The organism is Streptomyces glaucescens (assembly GCF_002154375.1).
Taxonomy (GTDB): Bacteria; Actinomycetota; Actinomycetes; order Streptomycetales; family Streptomycetaceae; genus Streptomyces; species Streptomyces glaucescens.
Map to the genome: position 1 here is coordinate 1 of NZ_MUND01000547.1, position 11,062 is coordinate 11,062.

At 75.3% G+C, this 11,062-nt stretch carries 10 protein-coding genes; 2 read left to right on the forward strand and 8 right to left on the reverse strand.

Annotation, left to right across the window (positions count from 1 at the left end; all coding sequences use genetic code 11):
- The 5 genes from CCN42_RS31350 to CCN42_RS31370 all read right to left on the reverse strand — a co-directional run.
- Nucleotides 1–468, reverse strand: a 468-nt coding sequence (locus tag CCN42_RS31350) for a glycosyltransferase family 9 protein (RefSeq protein WP_143662068.1), incomplete at its 3' end; no start/stop codon positions are given.
- Nucleotides 465–1,193 (reverse strand): D-glycero-alpha-D-manno-heptose-1,7-bisphosphate 7-phosphatase, encoded by a 729-nt coding sequence (locus tag CCN42_RS31355; RefSeq protein ID WP_086740677.1) that lies wholly within the window; start codon nt 1,191–1,193, stop codon nt 465–467. The genes CCN42_RS31350 and CCN42_RS31355, both read right to left, overlap by 4 nt.
- Nucleotides 1,190–2,278, reverse strand: coding sequence for a glycosyltransferase family 2 protein (locus CCN42_RS31360; RefSeq protein WP_086740678.1), 1,089 nt, complete (start codon nt 2,276–2,278; stop codon nt 1,190–1,192). Before CCN42_RS31360 ends, CCN42_RS31355 begins: the two co-directional genes overlap by 4 nt.
- The gene (locus tag CCN42_RS31365) at nt 2,278–3,939 is read right to left on the reverse strand and encodes a carbamoyltransferase family protein (protein WP_086740680.1); all 1,662 of its coding nucleotides are present in this window, start codon (nt 3,937–3,939) and stop codon (nt 2,278–2,280) included. Before CCN42_RS31365 ends, CCN42_RS31360 begins: the two co-directional genes overlap by 1 nt.
- Before the next feature lie 67 nt (nt 3,940–4,006).
- Complete coding sequence (locus CCN42_RS31370; protein WP_086740682.1) at nt 4,007–4,969, reverse strand: NAD-dependent epimerase/dehydratase family protein; 963 nt, start codon at nt 4,967–4,969, stop codon at nt 4,007–4,009.
- A gap of 567 nt (nt 4,970–5,536) precedes the next feature.
- Here CCN42_RS31370 and CCN42_RS31375 point away from each other — a divergent pair.
- On the forward strand, nt 5,537–6,763 hold the full coding sequence (locus tag CCN42_RS31375) for a polysaccharide pyruvyl transferase family protein (protein ID WP_086740684.1): 1,227 nt from the start codon (nt 5,537–5,539) through the stop codon (nt 6,761–6,763).
- 80 nt (nt 6,764–6,843) lie between these two features.
- A complete protein-coding gene (locus CCN42_RS31380) occupies nt 6,844–8,304 on the forward strand; it encodes an FAD-dependent oxidoreductase (protein WP_086740686.1) in 1,461 nt (486 codons plus the stop codon).
- Nucleotides 8,305–8,340: 36 nt separating this feature from the next.
- On the opposite strand, the gene CCN42_RS31385 is transcribed toward CCN42_RS31380, so the two are convergent.
- From CCN42_RS31385 to CCN42_RS31395, 3 genes are all read right to left on the reverse strand, one after another.
- Nucleotides 8,341–9,966 (reverse strand): right-handed parallel beta-helix repeat-containing protein, encoded by a 1,626-nt coding sequence (locus tag CCN42_RS31385; RefSeq protein ID WP_086740688.1) that lies wholly within the window; start codon nt 9,964–9,966, stop codon nt 8,341–8,343.
- 78 nt (nt 9,967–10,044) lie between these two features.
- The gene (locus CCN42_RS31390) at nt 10,045–10,530 is read right to left on the reverse strand and encodes a DUF1360 domain-containing protein (RefSeq protein ID WP_086740689.1); all 486 of its coding nucleotides are present in this window, start codon (nt 10,528–10,530) and stop codon (nt 10,045–10,047) included.
- Nucleotides 10,531–10,602: 72 nt separating this feature from the next.
- A partial coding sequence (locus tag CCN42_RS31395; RefSeq protein ID WP_211294832.1) for a flavin-binding monooxygenase-like family protein occupies nt 10,603–11,062 on the reverse strand: 460 nt, incomplete at its 5' end.

Genomic DNA, 11,062 nt, shown 5'->3' on the forward strand with positions numbered 1-11,062 from the left:
CGGCAGCGCGAACCCGGCGTCCTCCGCCAGATCCAGCGCGGCCAGCGCCTCGTGCCGGTGCGGACGCCGGTGGTGGCGCAGATCCAGCAGCGCGCCCGGATAGTCCTCGCTGTCGGCCGCCGTCCAGCCGACCCCCGCCAGCTTCAGCAGCAGCGCCGCCGGCAGCGGGCTCTGGTGGTACGAGACCAGGATCAGCGCCCGGTCGAAGCGGCGCTCCGCCAAGTCCCCGAGCAGCCGCCGCGTCTCCTCCCGCGACACCGCCGCCGGCTCCAGGCCCACCCACGGGGCGTCGTGCACCAGCACCTCGTCCACGCCCGGCAGCATGCGCGCCGCCTGCTCGCCCTGCGGCCCGCAGAGCAACGCCGTGTACGCCGACCCGGCGGCCACGGCCCGCACGGCCGGCCCCGCGAGCAGCACGTCACCGGCGCTGTCGAGACGGACCACGAGGGTCCGGGGAGCGGCGCTCATGAGGGGGCCGCCGTCCGTACGGCGGTGGGGGAGCGGTCCGGCCCCCGCTCCCGCCGCTGCGGGTCCGGGCCCGGCTCCGGCCACTGTGGCCCCGGCTCCGGCCGTTCCGGGTCCGGCACCGCCTGCTGCCGCCCCGGGGCCGGGCCCAGCACCAGCCGTACCGCCGCCAGCAGGTCCGGGGCCGTCTCGACGGCCGCTGCCGTCTCCTCCGGACGGGTCACCGGCGTCGGCACGAGCACCCCCCGGGCGCCCGCCGCGCGAGCCGCCGCCACATCGGCGCCGATGTCACCGATGACCACGCTGCGGGACGGGTCGGCACCGAGCCGGGCGCAGGCGGCAAGGACCAGGCCCGGGGCGGGCTTGCGGCAGGCACAGCCGTCGTCCGGACCGTGCGGGCACACCGCCCACACCGCGAACGGGCCGAGCAGCTCCTCCACGCGCCGCTGGACCGCCTCGACCCGCGCCCGGGTCAGCAGTCCGCGCGCCACCCCGGACTGGTTGCTCACCACCCCCACCGCGATCCCGCGCGCCCGCACCGCGTCCACCGCCGCGCGCGCCGTCCGCATCGGCCGCACCCGCGCCGGGTCGCCGTTGTACGGCACGTCGGCCACCAGCGTGCCGTCCCGGTCGAAGAGGACGGCGTCCGGGAGGCCGTCGCCGGGATCGCGGGCGGGGTCACGGGAGGACGCCGAGGGTCCCGTGAAGATCCAGGGCCGCATGGTCATGAGCCCACCCGTTCCGGTTCCGGCTCGCGCCGCGCCCACGGCGGTCCCCCGGCCTCCGACACGTCGAACGGCGGCGTCCTGCGGTGGGCGACCTGCCCGCGCAGCCAGTGCCAGACGGCGGCGGGCGGGATCGCGGCACTGGTCAGCGCCATGGTGACGACCTCGTCCCGGGTCCGCGGCCCCGGCCGGATCCGGGCCAGCGCGAACTCCGCCGTGCCCGCCAGCCACAGCGCCCCGCAGGCCAGGGCGCCCCGCGGCCGGCGCAGCGCCGCGCAGGACAGCGCGGCCACCGCGGCCCCGGTCACCGCCAGATGCGCGGGCAGCCGCCCGCGCGGCGCGTCCGCCCGCCGCCACCAGCCGCGGCCGTGCAGACGGGTCATCAGGACGTCGTCCGCGTTGCCCGCCTGGAGCCGTACCGAGACCCAGCGGCCGGCGGGCCGCACCGGATGGGCCGTGGTCCTCGACCCCTCGGTCACCGACCAGCCGGCGGCGGTCACCCGCAGCGCCAGGTCCGCGTCCTCCCGGAAGGCCCGCCGGAACCGCTCGTCGAAGCCGCCCGCCGCCTCCAGTGCCGTACGGCGGTACGCCATGTCGGCCGTGATCCAGCGGGCACTCGCCAGCCCGGCGGTGTTGCGCTCCCAGTCGGTGGGGCGCCGGCCCTCGGGCAGCGGCACCTCGATCCGCGCGGTCACCGCCGCGGTCCCGGCCGTCGTGGCGGCCAGGTCCCGGGCCAGATCGGCGGCCCAGCCGGCGCCGGGCACCACGTCGTCGTCCAGGAAGACGATCCACGGCACCGCGCCGGCCGCGCGCCACCCGGCGTTGCGGGCCGCGGCGGGGCCCCGGCCGCCGCCCGCGACGACCGTGGTGCGCGACCGCAGCGGCTGCGGCACCTCCGCCAGGAGCGACCCGCCGGTGTCCCGGCGACGGTCGTCGACGAGCACCAGCCGCTGTGGGGGCGGCCCGTCGGCGGCGGCCAGGGCCCGCAGGCACACGCCCAGACTGGGACGGCCGAGAGTGGGGATCACCACGGCGTACGCCGTCTCCGCGCCGTGGGCGTCCGGCTGCCGCGCTCCGTACCCGCTCATCAGAGCCTCCCGTCGCCGCCGGAGCGGAAGAAGTCACCGCGCCGGATCGCGTACGGGCCGATGGCGAGCAGGTCCACGGGCGAGGAGCCGAAGCACTCCAGCGCGTCGCGCGGGTCGTCGACCATGGGCCGGCCCGCCGTGTTCAGGCTGGTGTTGACCACCACGGGCAGCCCCGTCAGCCTCTCGAACTCGCCCAGCATCCGCGCCACCAGCGGCTCCCGCGCCGGGTCGACGGTCTGGATCCGGGCCGTGCCGTCCACGTGCACCACGGCGGGGATGCGGTCCCTCCAGGACTCGGCCACCTCGTGCACGAACAGCATGTAGGGGCTGGGCAGCGGCCCGTCGAAGATCTCGGCGGCCCGGTCGGCCAGGACCATCGGCGCGACCGGCCGGAACTGCTCGCGCCCCTTCACGTCGTTCAGGCGCTCCAGGTTGCCCGCGTGCCCCGGATGGGCCAGCAGCGAACGATGGCCGAGCGCCCGCGGACCGTACTCCGAACGCCCCTGGAACCAGGCGACGATCCCGTTGTCCGCGAGGGTGCGCGCCACCGTCCCGGCGATGTCCGGCGGACGCTCGAACGGCACGGCCGCCGTCTTCAGCCACGCCCCCAGCTCCGCGTCCGTCCAGTCCCGGCCCAGGTCCGCGCCGGTCATCGGCTCCGGAGAGTCCCCCGACCCGGCGGCCAGCAGCAGCGCGCCGCCCAGCGCGGTGCCCGCGTCACCGGCCGCGGGCTGCACCCACACCCGGGAGAACGGGCCCTCCCGGGCGATCCGCGAGTTGGCGACACAGTTCAGGGCGACCCCGCCGGCCAGTGTGAGCACGCTGTGACCGGTCCTGCCGTGCAGCCAGCGCACCAGGTCGAGCAGGGTCTCCTCCAGCACCGCCTGGGCGCTCGCCGCCACGTCCGCGTGCTCCTGCGTCCACGGCTCCTCGGCGCCGCGCGGCGGACAGAACTCGTGCCAGGGGACGCCGGTGGCGTGGAAGCCGCCGTCGCCGGTCGGGTACACGTGGCGGCGCAGCTCGGGCAGCATGCGCGGGCTGCCGTGGGAGGCCAGGGCCATCACCTTGAACTCGTCGGACGAGCGCAGGAAGCCGAGGTGCCCGGTCAGCTCCTCGTAGACCAGTCCGAGCGAGTGCGGCAGCTCCTGCGCGTGCAGCGGCTCCAGCTTGTCCCCGATCCGGCGCGCCGCCAGGTGCGAGGCACGCTCACCGCGGCCGTCCAGGACGAGCACCGAGGAGTCCTCGGCGCCGTCCGCGCAGTAGGCGCCGGACGCGGCGTGCGCCATGTGGTGCGGCACGAACCGCACGATCTGCGGGTCGAGCCCGGGCAGCGCGGTCCTCAGGAAGCCCGGCGCCTCCCGGGCGTACGTCTGCCGCAGATGGTCCCAGGGGTCGTCCAGGCCCATCTCGCCGGCCGGCCGGGCGAGGGCCGGGTCGTAGGAGTAGGCGACGGCGTCCAGGTCCTGCGGGCGCAGGCCGGCCCGGCGCAGACACCACGCGGCCGCCTTCTCCGGCAGCTCCCAGGCGGAGAACGGCACCGGCCGCTTGCCGTGCTTGCGGCGGGAGAACCGCTCCTCCTCGGCGGCGGCGACGGTACGGCCGTCGATCACCAGAGCGGCGGCGGGGTCGTGGAAGAGGGCGTTGATTCCGAGGATGCGCATGGAGGACCTGGCCTTTCGGCGAAGGGAGCGGTCGGCTTCCGCGGGGGTGGCGGGGACGACGGCGGAGTCAGTGGGCCGCGCCGGAGCGGAACCACGCGATCGTGCGGCGCAGCCCCTCCTCGGCGTCCACCTGCGGATCCCAGCCGAGCTTGTCGCGGGCCAGGGTGATGTCCGGGCAGCGCACGGCCGGATCGTCGGTCGGCCGCTCGATGAACCGGATCTCCGAGTCCGACCCGGCCAGCTCGATCACCAGCCGGGCCAGGTCCAGCATGGTGATCTCGCCGGGGTTGCCGATGTTCACCGGGCCGCGCAGCCCGTGCGCCGCCGCGGCGAGGATGCCGCGCACGGTGTCGTCGACGTAGCACAGCGACCGGGTCTGCCGGCCGTCGCCGGTGACGGTGAGCGGCTCCCCGGCGAGGGCCTGCCGGACGAACGTCGGCACCGCCCGGCCGTCGTGGCCGCGCATCCGCGGTCCGTACGTGTTGAACAGCCGCACGATGCAGGTGTCGGTGCCCTCGCTGTCCGCGTGCGCGGTGGTCAGCGCCTCGGCGAAACGCTTGGCCTCGTCGTAGACACTGCGCGGGCCGACCGGGTTCACATGGCCCCAGTACCGCTCGTCCTGCGGATTCTGCTGCGGGTCGCCGTACACCTCGGACGTCGACGCCAGCACGAACCGGGCGCCCGCGCCATGGGCCAGCTGCAAGGCGTGCCGGGTGCCCAGGCTGCCGGCCTCCATGGTGTGCAGCGGCAGCCGCAGGTAGTCGGCCGGGGAGGCGGGGGAGGCGAAGTGGAGCACCAGGTCCGGCGGCCGTTCCACGGGGACGCCCGCCGCGACGTCGGCCCGCACCAGGGTGAATCCCGGGCGGTCGAGCAGCGGCGCCACGTTCTCCGGCCGCCCGGTGCTGAAGTCGTCCACACAGGTGACCGCGGCGCCCGACTCCAGCAGGGCGGCGCACAGGTGCGAGCCGACGAAGCCGGCGCCGCCGGTGACGACGGCGTGCTGCCAGGTCCGGGAAGTGTGAGTGCTCATCCAGGCCTCCTAGGTTGGGCGGCGAACCGTGGCTCCGGCGCCGGAGGCGGCGAGCGTCCCGCGACGCACGGGCCCGCGGCCGCGCCCCGGAGCGTCCGGCGAACCACCGGTGCACCCGAACAGCCTCCGTCGTCGCGGCGGCCGGGGCTCGGTGATGTACGGCAACGGAGTGAGACACGGAACGTGACGGCGCCCGCTCGCAGCGACCCGGCACGGGGTGCGCCCCGGTCTCCGCACGGGGCGCACGCCGTGCCACGAACCACTGGGGGAGCGGTCCGGGCGGGAGGGCGCCTGAGATGGTGACCCGCGGGGTCCCGTGGAAGGATGGGCGCGGAGTCGACCGCCGGGCGGCCCGGGACGGGCCCCGGTCGCGGGGCCGGTGGTGACGGGCTCCGCCGCGACGCAGGTCGCGGTTGCCGTGCGTATGACCTCGACTGATCTCGACGGCGTGCCGGCCGTCCGCCGCCCTCTCGGACCCAGTGCTCGGAAGTGGTGTTTCTCCCGCCCTGTAACGGCAACTCGGGCCCGAACCCGCGGCAGCGACCCGCCACGGAACAGGAGTGCCGGATGACCACGACCGCACAGCCGCCCCGCTTCACCCAAGCGAGCCCGCGTATCGGCCTGCTCGGTTCCTACGGTGGCTTCAACCTGGGTGACGAGGCCATCCTCACCTGCTTGCTGAGCTGTCTGCGCACCCACCGCCCGCAGGCCCGGCTCGTCGCCCTCAGCCGCAACGCCGAGCACACCCGCGCGAACCACCCCACCCTCGACGAGGTGGTCGACTGGGAGGGCGTGCCGCAGCGGCAGCTGCTCGACGTGCTGTCCCGGCTGGACCTGCTGGTCCTCGGTGGCGGCGGCATCCTCTACGACGGCGAGGCCCGCCGCTATCTGCGCCTGGTCGCCGCGGCCCAGGCCCGCGGCGTGCGCACCTTCGCCTACGCCGTCGGCGCGGGCCCGCTGCGCGAGGCGGAGGACCGGGAGGCGGTGCGCACCGTGCTGTCCGGCATGGCGGAGGTCGTGGTCCGCGACGAGGAGTCGCACCTGGTCCTGGAGGAGGCGGGGCTGGACCGCGACGTCGTCGTCACCGCCGATCCCGCGCTGCTGCTGCCGCCGGAGCCGTTCACCGACCAGATGATGCGCCAGGAGGGCATTCCGGCCGACGCGCACCGGCTGGTCGGCATGTCGGTGCGGGAGCCGGGCCGGGCCGCCGAGAAGCTCGACGAGGGCGACTACCACGCGCTCCTCGCCGACGTGGCGGACTTCCTGGTGCGGCGGCTGGACGCCCATGTCGTCTTCGTGCCGATGGAACGCCAGGACGTGCACCACGCCCACGGCGTCCTCTCCCGGATGACCGCCCCGGACCGGGGCCGCATCCTGCACAGCGTCTACAGCCCCGGCCAGGTCCTCGGCTTCATGAGCCATCTCGACCTCGTGGTCGGCATGCGCCTGCACTTCCTGATCTTCGCCGCCCTCTCCGGGCTGCCCGTCCTGCCGCTGCCGTACTCCGGCAAGGTCTTCGACTTCGCCCGCCGCCTCGGCGCCCCGGCCCTGGTCGGTGTCGCCCGCGAGCAGGCGGGGCTGCTGCTCGCGGAGGTGGACCGGCTCTGGGACGAGTTCCCGCAGCGGCGCGGCGACTTCGAGGAGCGGGTGCGGCGGCTGCGCGGCCGGGCCGGGGAGACCTGTACCCGCCTGGGCGCGGTGCTCGACTCCCTCGACGTGGTGTCGCCGGCCGTCACGGATGCCGCCGAGCCGGGTCTGCACCTGCTCGGGCCGGGTACCGGAACCGTGACCTGACTCCGCGGCGGGGCCCACCGCCCCCGCCGTGCCGGACGCCGGGCCTGCCGCAGCGGATCCACTGCCGACGGGAAGAAGCGATGCCGATCCTGGAACCACCCGCACAGCCCCGGTCCCTCACCGTGCCGGCCCGCCCGGCCCGCGACGGCGGCCGCGCGGATGTCCTGGTCGTCGGCGGGGGACCGGCCGGCACGGCCGCCGCCTGCGCGGCGGCGGAGGCGGGCGCGGAGGTCGTCCTCGTGGAGCGCTACGGCTTCCTCGGCGGCAACGCCACCGCGGCCCTGGTCATGCCGCTGATGTCGTTCCACAACGAGCGCAAGCAGGCGGTGTTCACCGAACCCGGCGAGCTGGGCGACCAGTTGCTGCCCACCGACCACGGCGAGGGCGAGGCGGTGGTCGCCGGTTTCCTGTGGCAGCTGCTGGACCGGCTGAACACGCGCGGCGGCTGTGTCCGGCCGTCCCTGAAGACCGGCTACACCGTGCCGTTCGACCCGGAGATCTACAAGCTGGTCCTGCTGGACCTGCTGGACGACGCCGGGGTGCGCCTGCTGTTCCACTCCTTCGCCTCCACCGCGCTGCCCCTGGACGACGGCTGGCGGGTGGTGTTCGAGACCAAGTCGGGGCCGGTGGTGATCGACGCGGACGTCGTCGTGGACGGCACCGGCGACGGCGACGTGGCCACCGCCTGCGGGGCGCCGTACGAGATCGGCCGCCCGCAGGACGGGCTGGTCCAGCCGATGACGCTGATGTTCCGGGTCGTCGACTTCCTGCGCCCGCGGTTCGCCGAGTACGTCCGGGAGCACCCCGACCAGTGGAAGGGCGTGCACGGGCTGTGGGACCTGGTCGAGGAGGCCACGAAGGCGGGGGAACTGACGCTGCCGCGCGAGGACATCCTGTTCTTCGGCACGCCGCACGCGGGCGAGGTGAGTGTCAACAGCACCCGGGTCACCGGGGCGCTGGGCATCGACGTGTGGGACCTGACCCGCGCCGAGTACACCGCCCGCCGCCAGCTGGAGCAGATCGAGCGGTTCCTGCGCACCCGCGTGCCCGGCTTCGAGACGTCGTACGTCGCCCAGAGCGGCACCCAGATCGGGGTCCGCGAGACCCGCCGCGTCGTCGGCGACTACCACCTGACCGGCCACGACATCATGGAGGCCCGCTCCTTCCCCGATGTCGTCGCGCACGGCGCGTACCCGGTCGACATCCACAACCCGAAGGGCTCCGGGACCATTCTGATGCGGGTCCCGCAGGGCCGGTTCTACGACATCCCGCTGCGCTGCCTGCTGCCCCGCGGCACCGAGCGCCTCCTCGTCGCGGGCCGCTGCATCTCCGGCTCGCACGTGGCGCACTCCTCCTACCGGGTCATGCCCATCGCCATGGCGACCGGCCAGGCCGCGGGCGTCTGCGCCGCGCTCGCCGTGCGCTCCGGCCGCACCCCGCGCGAGGTGCCCGCCGAACTCGTCCAGGACGAACTGCTCCGCCAGGGTGCGCGGTTGAGGCTCGGCAGCGGCAGGGAGACCAAGGCGCCGCAACCGCGCTGAGCCGACCCGGCGCGGCCGAGCCGGCCCGGCGGTGGGTCACTCGTCGTTGTCCCGCCACCGCACGTCCACCGGCGCGGTGTCGCAACGGGTCGCCGCCGAGGCGTTGCCGAGGAAGTCGTTGCCCCGCACGCGTCCGCCGGTCAGCCGGCCGTCCCCGGTGATCCAGAGGGCGTGGGTCTGCGTCGCGGGCCGCCGATCGTCCCACACCCGGTTGCCGTCCACCTGGGCAGCGGTGACCGGCCCGGCGACGGTGATCCCGGCCCGGGTGCCGGGGCCGTCCGGGAGGTGGTACGCCGTGCCGGGCGCCGGCGTGCCGTCGGGCCAGGCGGTCGTGGCGCCCGGGCGCCACGGGGCCAGCCCCAGCTCCGTCGCGGTGTTGTGGGTGACCAGGGCGCTCTGCCCGGCCACCGTGACCCGCTTGCCCCGGTGGCCGTCGGGCGCCCAGTGCGCGCCCTCGTCCACCAGCGCCCGCGGTGAGCAGCGCACCCCCGCGCCGCCACCGGCCGCCCCGGGCGCGGCACGGCGGCCGTTGCCCTGGATCCGGTTGCCGATCAGGGCCGGAGCGCGCAGACCGGCGTCGACGCGCACGCCGTCGAGCGCGTTGCCGCGGATGTCGTTGGCCTCCAGCACGACGTCCGCGGCGGATTCCTGGTCACCGCCCGCCAGGTTGTGGTTCCAGAAGCCGTGGCGGCCGTTGCCGCTGACGCGGTTGCCCCGGAAGGCGTAGCGGCCGGGGGTGTTGCCGAAGCCGATGCCGTCGCGCACATTGCCGTCGATGACACAGCCGGTGACGATGCCGCCGCGCCCGCCGACGCGGGTGGTGCCCTGGGACGACACGTCGAACCCGGCCTCGTGGTTGCCGATCATCGTGGACGCGCAGACCACCAGCCCGTCGGCGCCCCAGTCGGAGATGCCGAACCGGTTGTCCTCGCAGTGACAGGCGGTGATGCGGATGCCGCGGGGCGGCGGCCAGTCCTCCTGCTGCAACTCCAGGAAGATGCCGTTGGTGCCGTTGCCGCGCGCGGTGCATGCGGTGACGGCCAGGCGTTCGACCGGGCCCCAGCCGCCGACGCCGATGCCGATGCCCGCGCCCCCCATCTTCTCGCCGGGGTCCTGCCGTCCGCACCGTTCGGCCAGCACTCCCTCCACGACGGTGTCCTGGAGGAAGTCGCAGCCGAAGCCGGTCGCGGCCGTGTCGTGGATGTACAGGTCGCTGAAGCGCCCTCGCAGCACGTACTGCAGCCCCAGCCCCTTGGCCAGCACGTCGTACTCCTCGGTCGACACCCCCGACCCGTCGATCTCGAAGTGGGCGAAGGTGATGTCGGCGATGTGCCGGTCCCGGCCGGCCCCGTGCTGCGCGGTCGTGAACCAGGCCAGCGGCACCGGGGTGCGCGGGGCGCCGGGATTGGCCAGCACGAAGCAGGTGGCGCCCCGTCCGGCCCCGATCAGCGACACCCCGCTGTGCCAGAGCGTGGGCCGGTCGCACATCAGATAGCGGCCGGCGGGGACGTGGATGACCCGGGGGCGGCCGTCGGCGGCGCAGGCGGCGCCCACCGCGTCCACCAGCCGCGCGAACGCGGGCTGGTCGTCGGTGCTTCCGTCACCGGTCAGCCCGTGCTCCCGGGCGTCGACCGGCAGCGGCACGGACACAGACATGGACATACGCGCTCCTGTTCTCCGCTGCCCCGGCAGGGCGGCCGGTCACCGGCTGCCGGCGACCGGCCGCGCCCGGTACCCGGGTCAGCCGTCGACGGCCTCCCGGGTCCCGGTCCAGGCGTACTGCAGCCAGTCCGCCACGGTCACGGCGCTCAGCCCCGCGCAGACGAGCCGGGCGGGGCGCGGCGCCCACGCGTAGTAGGCGGTGAGACCGGCGGCCACCCAGGCGGCCATGCAGAAGGGGCACGACATGAGGCTGCCGACCGCCTGCCGGGCCGTACCGCCCCGGGGCACGTCCGACACCTCGCTGCCCCCGCCCTCGCCGGCGCGGCGGGTGAACGGCGCCCGCAGGAAGCTGGTCACCTTGTCCCGGGTGAGCAGCCGTGCCGCCTTGAAGGTCGCCGTGCCCAGGAGCGCCACGTCCCACGGCGGCACCCGTTCCGGCACCTGCCGTCCCAGGCGCCGGAACACCAGCGCGTACGTCACCGCGCTCGCCGCGAACACGCCCGCGACACCGGCGTAGCCCGTCAGTGGTACCTCGCCCTGCTCGTCGTAGCGCTGATCGTCCACCGTGGCGGCACCTTTCCCTCGAGACCTCGTGGTCCCGCCCCGAGTGCCCGGGGGTGGTGCCCGCGACACGTCTCAGTAGACGGGATCCGCCTTCATCAGGCCCAGCGCGATCAGCGCGCGCGAGACCACGCCGACCGCCGTGGTCAGGACGGTCTGGGAGGTGGTGAAGGCGGGCGGCAGGCTCATCACCGTCCTGCGCGCGGTCCTGCGGTCGCTGTGCGGGCCGGACAGCCGGTACACGTGCGGTGTCTGCGAGCCGCACCACAGCCGGAGGGCCAGCCGCGGATCGAGGAGGAGGGCCGGGCGCCACGGGGAGCAGCCGATCACCTTCGCGAAATCGATCATGTAGTGGTTGTAGTGGACCAGGGTGCGCAGGCCGGGGTTGCCGTGGAAGACCTCGTTCTCGTAGGCGGCCTGCCGCTCGATGAGCCCCTGGAGCCGGACCCGGTCCGGCAGCCTCCTCTTGCCGCTGCACAGCAGGGCGAAGTAGCGGCTCTGCATCTCGGAGCAGGCAGGTACGCCGCCGGCGGCG

Bases quoted from the DNA above. Each gene is read 5' to 3' on its own strand.
- CCN42_RS31375 (WP_086740684.1), top strand. From the start codon at position 5,537: ATGACCACGACCGCACAGCCGCCCCGCTTCACCCAAGCGAGCCCGCGT.
- CCN42_RS31370 (WP_086740682.1), bottom strand. From the start codon at position 4,969: ATGAGCACTCACACTTCCCGGACCTGGCAGCACGCCGTCGTCACCGGC.
- CCN42_RS31365 (WP_086740680.1), bottom strand. From the start codon at position 3,939: ATGCGCATCCTCGGAATCAACGCCCTCTTCCACGACCCCGCCGCCGCT.
- CCN42_RS31355 (WP_086740677.1), bottom strand. From the start codon at position 1,193: ATGACCATGCGGCCCTGGATCTTCACGGGACCCTCGGCGTCCTCCCGT.
- CCN42_RS31360 (WP_086740678.1), bottom strand. From the start codon at position 2,278: ATGAGCGGGTACGGAGCGCGGCAGCCGGACGCCCACGGCGCGGAGACG.
- CCN42_RS31385 (WP_086740688.1), bottom strand. From the start codon at position 9,966: ATGTCCATGTCTGTGTCCGTGCCGCTGCCGGTCGACGCCCGGGAGCAC.
- CCN42_RS31380 (WP_086740686.1), top strand. From the start codon at position 6,844: ATGCCGATCCTGGAACCACCCGCACAGCCCCGGTCCCTCACCGTGCCG.